We start from the raw sequence: 14,357 nt of genomic DNA on the forward strand, positions 1-14,357 counted from the left end.
CCTACCTTTTCCAGCACATGCTGACTCCGGGTGTTTTTCCTGATGGTATCTGCGTTTACCGCAGCCATTCCAAACTCGTCAAAGGCGGTCTTTACTGCCAAACGTTCTGCCTGCGTTCCATATCCTTTTCCCTTCACCGCGTCGTTTTGCATATGGATACTCAGGGAACATTCTTTTTTATCATGGTCAATCTGCTTCAATTGCAATTCCCCGATCGCCTTATACCCAAGCATGATTGCAAACAGTCTGCGTGAAGCATCCTGCCCCTTCATATCAAAATATCGATTTACCGCAGCTTCGTCATAAACATAGGGCTGAAACAGGTGCATATCCATATAGATAGACGCATCATTCGTCCAATGCTTGTACAGTTCGTGACATAGTTCTCGCGTCATCGCCTTTAACTGAATTGTTGGCATGTTATACCTTACCTACCTTATCATTCCGATTTATTGCTTTATTTAATTCTATCATATGGCTTTAATATGTGCAAGAACAGTCCCGGCAGACATTACTGCCGGGACTGAAACTGTCTTACGACCACCCGCATTTCTGGGCGGCCGCTTTGTTATGTTCCTTATTTGCAGAGCTGCACGATCATATCGGCACAGGTGTCCACGCCGAGCGCGCCGCTGTTGAGGCAGATGTCATAATTCTGTGCCTGCCCCCAGACGCGGCCCGTGTAGTTCTTATAATAGACCTTGCGCTTCTGGTCCTTCTCGGCGAGACGCTTCTCCGGTGCCTTCTGCGTCTGGCCGTAGCGCTCGACGATGCGGCGGGCGCGGCTGGCCATGTCGGAACAGATGAACACATGCAGGCAGTCCTTCCGGTCGCGCAGGATATAGTCCGCGCAGCGGCCGACGATGACGCACTTGCCCTTTTCCGCCAGCTCCTCGATGATCTTGCTCTGCGTGATATAGAGCTGATCGTGCATGGAGAGGTTGTCGTGGCTGTAGCGCTCGGCCGTGGCCAGATAGAACAGCAGGCTGTTGCGGGCGTTGGCATATTCGCCGTGCTCCTCGATGTACTCCGGCGCAAAGCCGCTGCGCTTTGCGACCTCATCGACCAGCTCGCGGTCATAGAACGCATAGCCGAGCTTCTCTGCGACCTGCTTGCCGATGCTGCGGCCGCCGCTGCCGAATTCACGGCTGATCGTAATGATATTCTTCATGACGGTTTCCCCCCGTTCTTTTACATACAGACTGCCGAATAAGTTCCCTCTGTCCTGGCAGGTTTTCGACAGTCTGATAGAAATAGTATAGCACACAATGCGCAAAAATGCAAAATGCAGGAATAAAAATTGCAAAAAAATCACCTTGACGAAAAATTCCCTCCGGGATTTTTCGTCAGGGAAACCTTCGGCTGAGCAGATTTTTTTAGCAGTCTGTTCCGTGCATCAAAAAGCCTCGCAGAGTTCGCCGCCCGCAGGTGGCGAATCAATTGAAATCATTTTTTCCGGCGGCGTGTACGTCGGAAAAATACCGCTCAGTCCGCCAGTGTGCGGGGCGTCCGCTTTTGGCGGACGATCCGTGCGCGCAGCGGACTGCGATCTCCACGTCGGAAAAGCCCGCCGGGCTTTTCCGAAAAAAATCACCCCGCCGGAGCGGAGTGATTTTGGAAAAGCGATTACTGGGCCTTCTTGGCAGTCTCGACGAGAGCGCCGAACGCAGCGGCATCCGTGATCGCGAGCTCGGAGAGGCTCTTGCGGTTCATCTCGATGCCGGCCTTCTTCAGGCCGTTCATGAAGCGGGAATAGTTCATGCCGTAGGGCTTGACAGCGGCGGAGATACGAGCGATCCACAGGCGGCGGAAATCTCTCTTCTTCTGCTTACGGCCGATGTAGGCATAAACGCCGGACTTCTTGACGGCCTGCTTGGCCATCTTGAAATGGGTGGACTTGGAGCCCCAGTAGGACTTCGCAAGCTTCAGGGTCTTATTTCTTCTCTTGCGCGTCATCATCGCGCCTTTTACTCTTGCCATCTTTTGAATCCTCCTATCCGATTATTTGTACGGGATCATCTTTTTGATGCTCTCGACATTGGTGACATCCGCGTAGGTCGTGCTTCTCAGGCGACGGCCGCGCTTGGTGTCCTTCTTGGTGAGGATATGGCTCTTGAACGCGTGCGCTCTCTTGACCTTACCGGTCTTGGTGAGATTGAATCTCTTCTTCGCACCGCTGTGGGTTTTGAGTTTCGGCATGATTCTTCTCCTTTGTGATTATTTTGCATTCTTCGGCGACAGGAACAGCGTCATGAACCGGCCGTCGAGCTTGGGTTTTTTATCCACGTTTGCGACTTCAGCGCATCCCTCGCCAAACCGGATCAAAAGCTGCTCGCCGATGTCGGTATGCGCCATTTCACGCCCGCGGAAGCGCACCGTGACCTTCACGCGGTTACCTTCCTTCAGGAATTTCATCGCGTTGCGCATTTTCACATTCAGGTCGTTCGTGTCGATGCCCGGGGACATGCGGATCTCCTTGATCTCGACGACGCGCTGATTCTTCCGGGCTTCCTTTTCCTTCTTGAGCTGGTCAAAGCGGAACTTGCCGTAGTCCATGATCTTGCACACGGGGGGAACGGCGTTGGGCGAGATCTTCACAAGGTCGAGCTCCTGCTCCTCTGCCTGGGCCAGCGCCTCCTGTGCGGAGACGATGCCGAGCATGGTGCCGTCCGCTGCGATCAGGCGGATCTCCTTATCCCGGATCTCCTCATTGAGCTGATGATCTAATTTGCCGATGGTAAAGCACCTCCAAACAAAAAATTGCGGATGCCGCAGCACCCGCAACCGAACACACCGCGCCCAAAGCGCAGCGAGACTCGATATCAGACCCCTTTGCCTTCGCTTGGGGTGAGGTCGGGGCTGCCGGCCTTCTTCGTTTTGCGGAACTATTTTAGCACGGAAGTTCCGTGATGTCAAGCATGATTTTTTCTTTATCGCAGGCTTTTTCCGCAGAATCCAAACGAAAAAGTTGAATTCTCCCGAGAAATATGCTATTCTATTTAAGAAATCATCTGTCGGTCCCACAGTCTGCCTGCTGTGCCCCGACGCGGAAAGGACGGGCCATGATCGACCTGCATTGTCATATTCTCCCCGGCGTGGACGACGGCTCTCCCGACGCGGAGATCTCGCTTTCCATGGCGCGCCACGCCGCCGAGAGCGGCGTCACGGCCATTGCCGTCACGCCGCACTGCAACCTGCCCGGCTTCCGCCGCAATTACCGCGGCCCGGACTACCGCAGGCGGCTGAACGACCTGCGCGAGCTGCTGACGCAGGAAAACATTCCGCTGCAGCTGTACTCCGGCGCGGAGGTGTTTGCGGACCCCTCGAATATCCGCACGCTCATCGAGCAGCATGAGCTCATCACGCTCGGCGGCTCACGGTATCTGCTCGTAGAATTTGACTTTGGACTGCCCGGCTCCGTGCTGCTGCGGACGCTCGAGGCCATCGCGCAGCGCGGCCTTGTGCCCGTTGTGGCCCATCCGGAGCGCTATGACGCCGTGCAGCGCGACCCCGGCCTTGCCGCATGGTGCTTTTCCCGCGGGATGCTGCTGCAGCTGAACAAGGGCAGCCTGCTCGGTCTGCTCGGCAGCCGTGCAGAGGACACCGCCCTGCACCTGCTCTCGCACGGTCTGGCGCATCTCATCGCGAGCGACGCCCACGACGACCGCTTCCGCACAACGGGCTTCCGGTCGCTTCTGCCGGTGCTCGAGCCCATATGCCACCCCGATTATATCGCGCTGCTCCTGCACGGCAATCCCCGCAGGATCCTGCGCGATGAACCGATCCCCATTCCGCCGCTTCAATCCGACTGACCCGCAGGAGGCTTTTCATGAGGAAATTACAGATCACCCTGATCGCCCTGTTTCTGGCCGTTGCCATTGCATTCTGCGCCGTGTTCCTGCACGACCGCCTGACGGCCGATCATACCGCGCCCCGCATCGTCTCGGACGGTGTTCCGCTGGAGGTCAGCGTCAACGCAACGGACGCTGAGCTCTGCGCCGGTCTGACCGCAGCGGACGACCGCGACGGCGACCTCACCGACCGCATCATTGTCCGCCGCGTCTCGCAGCTCACGGGCGCGAACAGCGCGCAGGCGACCTACACCGTGTTTGACAGCGCTTCGAACTTCTGCACGTTCACGCGGCCGATCTACTACACGGATTATCACAAGCCGCGCTTCTCCCTGTCGCAGCCGCTCGTCTACGGCGTCGGCAGCACCGTCACCCTGCTCGACCGTCTGAAGGCCGAGGATGTGCTTGACGGCGATCTCACGGACAAGATGCGCCTGACGCTCGTGAACCTGTCCGTCGGCACCGAGGGCGACTACCGCATCCGTGTGCAGGTCACAAACAGTGCGGGCGACACGTCCATGCTCTCCCTGACCGTGATGATCCGCAACCGCACGGCCCGGCATCCCGTCATCACGCTTTCGGATTACCTCGTCTATGCCACGGGAGATGAGACACCGGAGGATTACCGCAGCCTGATCGCCTCCGTGCTGCAGTCGGAGCACGGAGCGAGCGTCGATCCGTCGAAGGTCGAGATCTCCGGGAAGATCGACCACGAGCATCCGGGCAGCTATGACGTGCTCTTCTCCTATACGAACGACGCCGGTCTGGAGAGCTCCGTCATTCTGACCGTCGTCGTGGAGTAAGGGGGCAGCCATGAAAGAACAGAAAACGACCAAATGGTCCAACTTCAATCCGCTGTGCCTTGCGCGCCATGTGCTGCGCAATCTCTGGATGACCGTTCTGGCCGGGCTCATCTGCGTTATGGCGGTCTATCTGCTGCAGACGCTCGTGTCCAAGCCGAGCTATGACAGCCAGGTCACCTTCGCCGTGACGAGCCGCAGCGCCTCCGCCACAGCCTCCGGCAGCATCGCCGTGACGGACTCCGTGGCGAGCCAGTTCGGCGAGCTGCTGCAGAGCAATCCCGTCCGCACCGCCGCTGCCGCCGAAATGGGCCTGAACGCCTTCCCGGGGACGTGCAGCGTCGATGTGCCGGAGAACACGAACATCCTCATTCTGACCGTCACTGCCCCGACGCCGGAGCTTGCCTTCCGCGGGGCGCTGGCCGTGATGGACTGCTACGAAGCCTATGCGGACTTCATCCTCGCCTCGGCCGTGCTGAACCCCATCAACGGCCCGACGCTCCCGTCGCAGCCCAGCGCGCAGGCCTCGCGCGACCGTCTGCTCAGGCTGGCTGGGCCCATCGGCGCGCTGGCCATGATCGCAGTCCTGCTGCTTCTCGCCGTCTCGCAGGAGACGGTGCAGACCGTCCCCGGCGCGCGCGATCAGCTCGACACGAAGCTGCTCGCCACCCTGCGCCACGAGCGCAAGCGCGGCGCGCTGCTGCGAAATAAAAAATCCGCCCTGCTCATCTCGGACCCGACCTGCAGCTTCTATTACACCGAAACGGTCCATCAGCTCCGCGCGCAGGTGGAGCGGGCACATGAAAAGGATGGCCGGCAGGTCTTCCTCATCACGAGCTGCGCAGAGAACGAGGGCAAATCCACCGTTGCAGCCAATCTTGCCCTGTCACTGGCGCAGAAGCATCAGCGCGTGCTGCTGCTGGACGCCGACCTGCGCAAGCCTGCGCAGTCGCTGATCTTTTCGGCCTCGCCTGCCCCCGGCACGGACCTTGGCTATCTCATCACGCACCGCCCGGACCGCGAGGCGCTGGAAAAGGCCATTGTCCGCGACGAAGCGACCGGCCTGTCCCATCTCTATGCCGCGCCGCTGCGCCGCAGCCAGAGCGAGGCGCTCAGCCCGGATTCATTCCGTCCGCTGCTCGACGCGCTGCGCGAGAGCTATTCCTACATTCTCATCGACACGCCACCCTTCAGCTTCTTCGCCGATGCCGAGGTGCTGGCCGATGCAGCCGATGCCGCGATCCTCGTCGTCCGGCAGGACCTCGTCCCCGCCGCCGTCGTAAACGACACCATCGACGATCTGAACGCCGCCCACGCCGCGCTGCTTGGCTGCGTGCTCAATAATTATCAGTCGTTCCACTTCGGCAGCCGTCTCGGCGGCTATGGCTATGGCTACGGCTATGGCAGCTACGGCGGAAAATACGGCTATTACGGCTACGGCAGCAAGCAAGGAAAGGAGGCCGCTCATGGAAGAACAGACGACGCAAGGAATTGACCTTTCCGTTTTCCTGCACAATTTCCGCCGCACCCTGCAGCACTTTTTCTGGGTCCCGATCGTGCTCGGTCTGCTGCTCGGCGGCATGAGCTGGCTGCGCGCCGCGCGCAGCTATGCCCCGGTCTATCAGAGCTCCGCCGTGTTCTCCGTCAGCGCGGGCTTCTCGTCCTCGACGGATATCCTCAGCCACAGCACCTATCTCGACAGCAACGCCGCCGCGCAGCTCTCAGCCACGTTCCCCTATGTCCTGCAGAGCGATCGCATGCAGCTGCTGCTCCAGCAGGAGCTGGGCGACCAGCGTGCTCCCGTCAGCCTGTCGGCCAGCTCTGTGGCGGATGCCGCCCTGTTCACGCTGACGGCAACGGGCAGCGACCCGCAGGCCGTCTATGACACGCTGCTGGCCGCCATCGAGGTCTACCCCGCTGCGGCGACCACCATTCTGGGCGACACGCAGATTCAGGTCATTGACCAGCCGGTCGAGCCGTCCGCTGCGCCCATCAACGCCAACACGGCTCTGCAGACCGGCATCCGCCGCGGCGTCGTCGGGCTGGTCCTCGGCCTCGTCCTTGTGGCGCTGCTCTCCCTGACGCGCCGCACCGTTCACTCTGCCGAGGACCTGCACCGCCTCATCAGTCTGTCCTGCCTCTCCTCCATCCCCGCCGTGCGCCGCGGAAAGCGCACCCGCCGCGAGGCTCCCTCGCTTCTGCTGACGCATGCGGGCACAGGCTCCGACTTCTCCGAGGCCATGCGCAACCTCAGCCTGAAGCTGCAGCGTATCACCTCGAAGCACGGCGCAAAGGTCGTTCTCATCACGAGCACCGTCCCCGGCGAGGGCAAAACGACCGTTGCCTCGAACCTCGCACTGGCGCTGGCCGCCGAGGGCAAGCGCGTCATCCTCATCGACGGCGACCTGCGCAAGCAGTCGCTCAAGCCGCTGTTCGGCATCGGCGCGCACTCCGACGGCCTTGTCGAGGTGCTCAGCGGCAAGGCAAAGAACTTCCGCCTGCTGCCCGTTCCGGATTCCGGCCTGCTGCTGCTCTCCGGCGACGGCACTGTCGCCCAGCCGCAGCGCCTGCTCGGCTCGCCGCGCATGGGCCAGATTCTGGAGCTGCTGCGGCAGAAGCTCGACTACATTCTCATCGATACGCCGCCTGCGGGCGTTCTGTCCGACGCTGCAGCGCTGGCCAAATATGCCGACGGCGCTATTTACGTCGTGCGGCAGGATATGGCAAACTCCGTCCAGATCGTCAACTCCGTCCAGTCGCTCTCCGGCGCCGTGCCGCTGTATGGCTGCGTGCTGAACTGCACGCAGGCCGGAACGACGCGCTCGGGCTATCGCTATGGCTATCGCTATGGCTACCGCTACGGCTATCAGTACGGCTACAGCAGCCACTACAGCCACTATAGCCACTACAGCTCCGACGCAGGCGACCGGCGCTGAGGAGGGCGGGCATGTCTCTGATTCGAAAGCTCCGCGACCGCCTGCAGGGCGCGACGCTGCACGACCTCTGGGTCGAAACGCGCTGGGTCCTGCACCACAGCAAGCGCTACCGCCGCTCCATTGCGGCCTATGTACTGCTCGGCATCGCCTCCATTGCGCTGAGCCTGCTGTCGAGTCTCTCCTCGCGTGAGCTCATCAACGCCATCGTCTATCTGCAGGGCGGCGGGCGGCGCGTGCTGTTCTGCGGCGTCACCGTCGTGCTGCTGGCAGGCTCGACCATCGTGCTCAATGCTCTTGTCAGCCGTTTCAGTGCAAAGATCAACCTCCGTGTCGGCAACGAGCTGCGCGCCGAGGTCTTCGGCATGTTCCTGAACACGGACTGGGAATCCCTGCAGCAGTTCCACTCCGGCGATCTGCTCAGCCGCATCAACACGGACGTCTCGAATGTGGCGGGCAGCGTGCTTGGCTGGATCCCGTCCCTTATCCTGCGTCTGACCCAGTTTCTGGCCTCGCTGGCCGTCATTCTGGTCTACGACCCGACCATGGCAGTGCTGGCCCTGCTGAGCGCGCCCGTGACGCTGCTGCTGTCGCGGCCGCTTGTGGGAAAAATGCGCAGCTTCAACCGCGATATGCGCGCCGTCGGCAGCGAAATGACGGCCTTTCAGGAGGAGACGCTGCAGAACATCCCCGCCATCAAGGCATTCCATCTCGTCGATGCCTTCCGCGAGAGGCTCGATCGCGTGCAGGAGCGGTATTATGACACCGGCATCGCGTTTCAGCGCTTCTCCATTCTGACCTCGTCGTTCCTCTCGTCGTGCGGCATGCTCGTAAGCTACCTCTGCCTCGGCTGGGGTGCTTACCGCCTGTGGCAGGGCCGGATCGACTTCGGCACGATGGTGCTGTTCCTGCAGCTGGCGTCCTATCTCTCCTCGTCGCTCAGCGCGCTCATCCATCTGGTCCCCTCCGCCATCGAGGCCTCCGTCTCCGCGCGGCGCATCATGTCCGTGCTGGAGCTGCCGCGGGAGCGGCTCGACCACCCGGAGCGTGCGCAGCGGCTCGTCCGCGAGGGCGTTCCGCTGACGCTGTCGCTGCAGGGGCTGGAGTTCGCGTATCAGGGCCGCGCGCCCGTTCTGAAGCAGCTGGATCTGCAGGTGCAGCCGCATGAGATGATCGCCATCGTCGGCCCGTCCGGCAGCGGCAAGACGACGCTGTTCCGCCTGCTGCTTGGCCTGCTCCGCCCGACGGGCGGCAGCGCCGTGCTGACCGGCGGCGGCGAGGCGCTGGACGTCTCCCCCTCCACGCGCTGCTGCTTTGCCTATGTGCCGCAGGACAACGTGATCTTCTCCGGCACCGTGGCCGAGACGCTCCGCCTTGTGCGGCCGAACGCCCCGGAGGAGGCCCTGTGGGCCGCGCTGCGCGCCGCCTGCGCCGAGGATTTTGTCCGCAGCCTGCCCGGCGGGCTGGACTGCCCGCTGCGCGAACGCGGCGGCTCGCTGTCCGAAGGGCAGAACCAGCGGCTGGCCATTGCGCGCGCCATTCTGGCCGATGCTCCTATCCTGCTGCTCGACGAGGTGACGTCGGCGCTCGATCTGGAGACGGAGCAGCGCGTGCTCGAGAACATCGCCGCCCTGCCCGGAAAAACCTGCATCCTCAGCACCCACCGGCCGAGCGTGCTGTCGCTGTGCAGCCGCGTTTACCGTCTGCACAATGCCGCGCTCGAGCTCCTGCCGGAGTCCGAGTGGCGCAGATTATACCGGAATAATTGACGAAAACGGACGCACCCGCGCGGGTGCGTCCGAATTTTTTCATCTGGGGCAGCTAGAGCATGCAGCGGTGTTCCCTGAGCGCCCAGCAGAGGACAATTCAATCGCAAAAGGGCACAGGTGCGCCGCCGCATTTCCCTGAATTGTCATTGCGAGGAGGCGCAGCCGACGTGGCAATCTCGCAGTACCCGCTTGGATAACAGAGAAACCATCGGCGATATCGTAGCCGCCTTTCCGAGATTGCCGCGGCCCCTCCGGGGCCTCGCAATGCCAATTCAGGCAAGTGCCGTGGTACATCAGCACCCTTACACAGTTCAATTACCCTGTACAAGGCGGTCACTGACCGCCGCTACAGACGCAATCGGTTTGTGCGTTTTTTACGACAGTCAGTGCGAACTGCGGTCCCCTAACTGAGATTGCCACGTCGCTTCGCTCCTCGCAATCATCACGTTTTTTGAACACCACGATAAACGAAAATGCGGAAACGGCTCGTTCGGCAGGCGGATATCCGCCTGATGTGCCGCATCAATTTCGTGAATTTCGATCATCCATGCTCTCTTCCGGCCGTCAGACCGCCTCGATCTTGATAAGATTGGTGTTGCCGGACTTACCGTTCGTGATGCCGCCGGTCATAACAACATTGTCGCCCGGCTGCAGGTGCATCGTGTCGCGGGCGGCGCGCAGTGCATGATAGAACAGCACGTCCGTGGAGTTGAACTGCTCGCTCAGCACCGGCAGCACGCCCCACGACAGCGAGAGCTTATACCACACGCGCTTGTTCGTCGCCATGCCGACGATGTCCGTCGGTGCACGGAAGCGCGAGACCATCCGGACCGTCATGCCGGACATGGACGTCACAACGATGACCTTGGCCCCGATGTCGATGGCCATGCCGCACGTTGCGTGGGAAATGGCGTCCACGCGGTCGTGGATGACAAATTCGTTCGTGCGGAAGCGCTTGGCGTAGTCGATGTGGCGCTCCGTCTCCTCAGCGATCTCCGCCATGGTCCGCACGGTCTCCACCGGATACTTGCCCGCGGCTGACTCGCCGGAAAGCATGACGGCGCTCGTGCCGTCATAGACGGCGTTGGCCACATCGGAGATCTCCGCACGCGTCGGGCGCGGATTGTGGATCATAGATTCAAGCATTTCCGTGGCCGTGATGACGCGCTTGCCGAGCAGGCGGCATTTCGTGATGAGGTATTTCTGAATGGCAGGCAGCTCCGTGAACGGGACCTCCACACCGAGGTCGCCGCGTGCGACCATGATGCCGTCACAGACCTCGCTGATCTCCTCAATGTTGTCCACGCCCGCGCGGTTCTCGATCTTGGCGATGATGTCGATGTCCTCGCCGCCGTTGGCATTCAGGAACGCATGCAGATCCAGAAGGTCCTGCTTGCAGGAGACAAAGGAAGCCGCAATAAAGTCCACGCCGTTGCGGATGCCGAACAGAAGGTCGTCCTTGTCCTGCTCGCTGAGATAGATCTGATGCAGGACCTTGTTCGGGAAGCTCATGCTCTTGCGGTTGGAAAGCTCGCCGCCCACGACGACGCGGCAGTGCACGTCCGTCTCCGAGAGGTCCTGCACCTCGAAGATCACAAGGCCGTTGTTCACGAGCACGCGGTCGCCCACGGCCAGATCGTGCGGCAGACCGGCATAATTCACGCTGACGATCGTCTCGTCGCCCTCGACCGGGCGCGTTGTGAACGTAAAGGTATCGCCGTCATGCAGCTCGATATGCCCCGCGGCAAACGTGCCGATGCGGTACTCCGGGCCCTTCGTATCGAGCATGATGGCGATCGGCAGGCCAAGCTCCTCGCGCACCTGCTTGATCATGTCGATCTTGGCCTGATGCTCGGCATGGGTGCCGTGCGAAAAATTCAGGCGGGCCACATTCATGCCCGCGCGGCACATATCGGCAAACACGGCCGGGTCACTGCTGGCCGGGCCGATGGTACAGACGATCTTTGTTTTCCTCATAGCGATAATCCCCTTTCGCCGCATACCGCGGCATAAAAAAAGACAGGACGGCAGTCCTGTCCGATCCGTGTGCCGCACAGAAGCACGGCACAGCCGATCCAGCAGGAATAGGGCCCCACGACCCTATGACAGACTCCACCGCTCCTGCTGTCCCATATTCTCACGGGAATTATTGTAGCAGACATCCCCGCCGGTGTCAATTCCCGGTGCAGAACGGAGCCGCACGAATTTCGCCGTGCAGCTCCGTGATTTTTGTTAAGAATGCCCTACTTTTGATTTTTCTCAAGCCACTTGGCCAGTGCGTCGGCCATGCCGCTGTTCACAGGCTTGTCATCCTTCTGCTGCTGCAGATACTTTGCCACATCGCGCTTGCCCGCCCCGGCACTTTTGCGCCGCTCCTGGAAGGCGGAGAGCTTTTCCCGGTAGCCGCAGACGCAGGCGAACATCTGATTCTCACCCTCGCCGCGCAGCTCCATTTTCTTGAAGCAGTTCGGGCAGCGTGCGTTCGTCACCTGCGTGACGCTTTTGCGATAGCCGCACTCGCGGTCCGGGCAGACGAGCATCTCGCCGCGCTTTCCCTTGACGAGCAGCAGGAACTTGCCGCAGTCCGGGCAGGTCTTGCGCGTCTGGTTGTCGTGGGTGTATTTCGCATCGCTTGCCTTGACGGCCGCAACGAGACGCGACGCATAGGCGCGCATTTCCTCGACGAATTTTGCGTCGCGCTCCTGTCCCTTTGCGATCCGGGCAAGGCGGTCCTCCCACTGTGCCGTAAGCGCAGCCGAGCGGAGGTCCTCCGGGGCCAGCTCCACAAGCTGCATGCCCTTGGACGTCGGGACGAGCTCCTTACCGCGCCGCTCGATATAAAATGCAGAGAACAGCTTTTCGATGATGTCCGCGCGCGTGGCAGGCGTGCCAAGGCCGCTTGTCTCCGCCAGGATCTTCTGCAGGGCCTTATCTGTGACCTGCGCCTGCGGATGCTCCATGGCCGTCAGCAGCGTCGCCTCCGTATAGCGCGGCGGAGGCGGCGTCTTGCCCACCGCAACGGACGCGCCGAGGATCGACAGCCTCTGCCCCTGCTCCAGCGCCGGGAGTGTCTGCGGCTCGTCCTCTTCCTCGTCCTCCAGCTGGAAGCTGCGGTCATAGACCCTGCGCCAGCCCGGCTCCGAGACGATGCGGCCCTTGGCCGTAAAGTCATGGTCCCCGGCGCGCAGCGTCAGCTCGACCTCCTCATAGGCACACGGCGGCATCAGCACCGCAAGGAAGCGGCGCACGACGAGGTCATAAATATTCCGCTCCGGCCCGGAAAGCTGCCACAGATCCGGGGCCTCCTCCGTGGGGATGATGGCGTGATGATCCGTGACCTTGGCATTGTTCACCAGATATCTGGTCGAAAGCGGGCGGCGGCGCATCAGCTCCTGCGCAAAGGGCTTGTAGTCCCCTGTCATCACGGCACGCAGGCGGTCTGGCAGCGTCGGAACGACGTCGTCGGAGATATAGCGCGAGTCCGTGCGCGGATAGGTCAGCAGCTTGTGCTGCTCATAGAGGGCCTGCATGAGATTCAGCGTTTCCTTTGCGGAATAGGCGTATTTTTTATTTGCATCGCGCTGCAGCTCCGTCAGGTCATAGGCCGCAGGCGGCGGCGTCATGCGGCGCATCCGGCGCACCTGCCGGATGGTGCAGGTCCCTGTGCGGCAGGCCTCGGCGATCCGCTCGGCCAGCGCGCGGTCAAATGTACGGCTGTTTCCGTTTGCATCGCGCCAGACGGCCGTGAAGCCCGCGAGCTTCAGCCGGACGCCGTAGAATTCCTTCGGCACAAAGCTGCGGATCTCCTGCTCCCGCGCGGCGATAAGGGCCAGCGTCGGTGTCTGCACGCGCCCGGCCGAGAGCTGCGCATTGTATTTGCACGTCAGGGCGCGCGTCACGTTCAGGCCGACGAGCCAGTCGGCCTCGCTGCGCGCCTGCGCGGAGCGGAACAGATTTTCATAGTCCGCCGCCGGGCGCAGATCTGCAAAGCCGTCGCGGATGGCCTTGTCTGTCTGGGACGAGATCCAAAGCCGCTTTGCAGGCTTGTTCCAGCCCGCCTTGGCCATGATCCAGCGCGCAACGAGCTCACCCTCGCGCCCGGCATCCGTAGCAATGATCAGGCCGGTGATGTCGCCGCGCTTCATCAGCCCCTGCACCACGCGGAACTGCCGCGCCGTCTGCGGGATGACAACGAGCTTCCTATGCTGCGGGAGCATCGGCAGGTCGGCCATGTCCCACTTCTCCCACTTTTTCTCATAGACGTCCGGGTCGGCCAGCGTGACCAGATGCCCGAGCGCCCAGGTGACAACATAGCGGTCGCCTTCCAGGTAGCCCTCGCCGCCGCGCCTGCAGCCGAGCACGCGCGCCAGCTCCCGGCCGACGGAGGGCTTCTCCGCCAGAACGAGCTGTCTGCCCATCAGTCGATCACGCGGACGGCCGTGATGACCGGCTGCTCCGCCGCGGGAATCGTGCCGTTGCCGTCCGCCGGCTGCGCGTCCTTGCAGATCTGATCCACAATTTCCATACCGGATGTCACATAGCCAAAGCAGGCATACTGCCCGTCCAGATAGGTCGAATCACTCTGCACGATGAAGAACTGCGAGCTGGCGCTGTCCATGCTGACGCTGTTGCGGGCCATGGAGATCGCGCCGCGCGTATGCGACAGGTTATTTTCCACACCGTTGGCAGAGAATTCGCCCTTGATCGTCCCATCCGAGCCGCCCATGCCGGTGCCCTCGGGGTCGCCGCCCTGGATCATGAAGCCGTCGATGATGCGGTGGAAGGTCAGGCCGTCATAGAAGCCCTCTTTTGCCAGCTTCAGGAAGTTATCAACCGTGATGGGGGCGGCGTCGCCGTCCAGCTCCACGGCGATGGTGCCGTAATCCTGCACCTCGATCTCCACATGGTGCTTTCCGGCCGAGCCGGACGTGTTGTCGTCCTTGCTGCAGGCAGCAAAGACGCAGACGGCCCGCGCCGCCGCAAGGATCAGAGAAAGCCAACGTT

Annotated in this window: 14 protein-coding genes; 5 read left to right on the forward strand and 9 right to left on the reverse strand. The window is 61.6% G+C overall.

What is annotated here, in order from left to right:
• The 5 genes from ACMKFF_RS01715 to infC all read right to left on the reverse strand — a co-directional run.
• The coding region (locus tag ACMKFF_RS01715) for a GNAT family N-acetyltransferase (protein WP_419495843.1) at positions 1 to 419 on the reverse strand (419 nt) is incomplete at its 3' end.
• A gap of 158 nt (positions 420 to 577) precedes the next feature.
• Positions 578 to 1,171 carry an AAA family ATPase gene (locus ACMKFF_RS01720; RefSeq protein ID WP_418468758.1) on the reverse strand — a complete coding sequence of 198 codons (594 nt, stop codon included), beginning with the start codon at positions 1,169 to 1,171 and terminating at the stop codon, positions 578 to 580.
• Between the two features lie 455 nt (positions 1,172 to 1,626).
• Entirely contained in the window at positions 1,627 to 1,980 is a 354-nt protein-coding gene (rplT, locus tag ACMKFF_RS01725; protein WP_367927287.1) for a 50S ribosomal protein L20, read from the reverse strand.
• Between the two features lie 21 nt (positions 1,981 to 2,001).
• Positions 2,002 to 2,199, reverse strand: a complete 198-nt coding sequence (gene rpmI, locus ACMKFF_RS01730) for a 50S ribosomal protein L35 (RefSeq protein WP_271385244.1) — start codon at positions 2,197 to 2,199, stop codon at positions 2,002 to 2,004.
• Positions 2,200 to 2,217: 18 nt separating this feature from the next.
• A complete protein-coding gene (gene infC, locus ACMKFF_RS01735; RefSeq protein ID WP_349137022.1) occupies positions 2,218 to 2,775 on the reverse strand; it encodes a translation initiation factor IF-3 in 558 nt (185 codons plus the stop codon).
• Between the two features lie 287 nt (positions 2,776 to 3,062).
• Here infC and ACMKFF_RS01740 point away from each other — a divergent pair, with 287 nt between their 5' ends.
• The 5 genes from ACMKFF_RS01740 to ACMKFF_RS01760 are packed head-to-tail and all read left to right on the forward strand — an operon-like array spanning position 3,063 to position 9,353.
• Positions 3,063 to 3,812, forward strand: coding sequence for a tyrosine-protein phosphatase (locus ACMKFF_RS01740; protein ID WP_418468760.1), 750 nt, complete (start codon positions 3,063 to 3,065; stop codon positions 3,810 to 3,812).
• Between the two features lie 17 nt (positions 3,813 to 3,829).
• Entirely contained in the window at positions 3,830 to 4,654 is an 825-nt protein-coding gene (locus tag ACMKFF_RS01745; RefSeq protein ID WP_349137014.1) for a hypothetical protein, read from the forward strand.
• Between the two features lie 10 nt (positions 4,655 to 4,664).
• Positions 4,665 to 6,146, forward strand: coding sequence for a polysaccharide biosynthesis tyrosine autokinase (locus ACMKFF_RS01750; RefSeq protein ID WP_418487473.1), 1,482 nt, complete (start codon positions 4,665 to 4,667; stop codon positions 6,144 to 6,146).
• A complete protein-coding gene (locus tag ACMKFF_RS01755) occupies positions 6,118 to 7,587 on the forward strand; it encodes a polysaccharide biosynthesis tyrosine autokinase (RefSeq protein WP_419495844.1) in 1,470 nt (489 codons plus the stop codon). Before ACMKFF_RS01750 ends, ACMKFF_RS01755 begins: the two co-directional genes overlap by 29 nt.
• A gap of 11 nt (positions 7,588 to 7,598) precedes the next feature.
• Positions 7,599 to 9,353 carry an ABC transporter ATP-binding protein gene (locus tag ACMKFF_RS01760; RefSeq protein ID WP_419495845.1) on the forward strand — a complete coding sequence of 585 codons (1,755 nt, stop codon included), beginning with the start codon at positions 7,599 to 7,601 and terminating at the stop codon, positions 9,351 to 9,353.
• Between the two features lie 383 nt (positions 9,354 to 9,736).
• Here the strand turns inward: ACMKFF_RS01760 and ACMKFF_RS01765 are convergent, their stop codons facing one another.
• The 4 genes from ACMKFF_RS01765 to ACMKFF_RS01780 form a co-directional block, all read right to left on the reverse strand.
• A complete protein-coding gene (locus tag ACMKFF_RS01765; protein WP_419495846.1) occupies positions 9,737 to 9,898 on the reverse strand; it encodes a hypothetical protein in 162 nt (53 codons plus the stop codon).
• 19 nt (positions 9,899 to 9,917) lie between these two features.
• The gene (pyk, locus tag ACMKFF_RS01770) at positions 9,918 to 11,330 is read right to left on the reverse strand and encodes a pyruvate kinase (RefSeq protein WP_419495847.1); all 1,413 of its coding nucleotides are present in this window, start codon (positions 11,328 to 11,330) and stop codon (positions 9,918 to 9,920) included.
• A gap of 266 nt (positions 11,331 to 11,596) precedes the next feature.
• On the reverse strand, positions 11,597 to 13,771 hold the full coding sequence (locus tag ACMKFF_RS01775) for a DNA topoisomerase III (protein ID WP_419495848.1): 2,175 nt from the start codon (positions 13,769 to 13,771) through the stop codon (positions 11,597 to 11,599).
• The gene (locus tag ACMKFF_RS01780; RefSeq protein ID WP_419495849.1) at positions 13,771 to 14,343 is read right to left on the reverse strand and encodes a peptidylprolyl isomerase; all 573 of its coding nucleotides are present in this window, start codon (positions 14,341 to 14,343) and stop codon (positions 13,771 to 13,773) included. Before ACMKFF_RS01780 ends, ACMKFF_RS01775 begins: the two co-directional genes overlap by 1 nt.
• Between the last annotated feature and the right edge of the window lie 14 nt (positions 14,344 to 14,357).

The sequence above is a fragment of the Faecousia sp. genome, from assembly GCF_048519415.1.
Classification (GTDB): domain Bacteria; phylum Bacillota; class Clostridia; order Oscillospirales; family Oscillospiraceae; genus JAZOXB01.

Bases quoted from the DNA above. Each gene is read 5' to 3' on its own strand.
- ACMKFF_RS01775 (WP_419495848.1), bottom strand. From the start codon at position 13,771: ATGGGCAGACAGCTCGTTCTGGCGGAGAAGCCCTCCGTCGGCCGGGAG.
- ACMKFF_RS01750 (WP_418487473.1), top strand. From the start codon at position 4,665: ATGAAAGAACAGAAAACGACCAAATGGTCCAACTTCAATCCGCTGTGC.
- pyk (WP_419495847.1), bottom strand. From the start codon at position 11,330: ATGAGGAAAACAAAGATCGTCTGTACCATCGGCCCGGCCAGCAGTGAC.
- ACMKFF_RS01765 (WP_419495846.1), bottom strand. From the start codon at position 9,898: ATGATCGAAATTCACGAAATTGATGCGGCACATCAGGCGGATATCCGC.
- rplT (WP_367927287.1), bottom strand. From the start codon at position 1,980: ATGGCAAGAGTAAAAGGCGCGATGATGACGCGCAAGAGAAGAAATAAG.
- ACMKFF_RS01760 (WP_419495845.1), top strand. From the start codon at position 7,599: ATGTCTCTGATTCGAAAGCTCCGCGACCGCCTGCAGGGCGCGACGCTG.
- ACMKFF_RS01740 (WP_418468760.1), top strand. From the start codon at position 3,063: ATGATCGACCTGCATTGTCATATTCTCCCCGGCGTGGACGACGGCTCT.
- ACMKFF_RS01745 (WP_349137014.1), top strand. From the start codon at position 3,830: ATGAGGAAATTACAGATCACCCTGATCGCCCTGTTTCTGGCCGTTGCC.
- rpmI (WP_271385244.1), bottom strand. From the start codon at position 2,199: ATGCCGAAACTCAAAACCCACAGCGGTGCGAAGAAGAGATTCAATCTC.
- ACMKFF_RS01755 (WP_419495844.1), top strand. From the start codon at position 6,118: ATGGAAGAACAGACGACGCAAGGAATTGACCTTTCCGTTTTCCTGCAC.
- ACMKFF_RS01720 (WP_418468758.1), bottom strand. From the start codon at position 1,171: ATGAAGAATATCATTACGATCAGCCGTGAATTCGGCAGCGGCGGCCGC.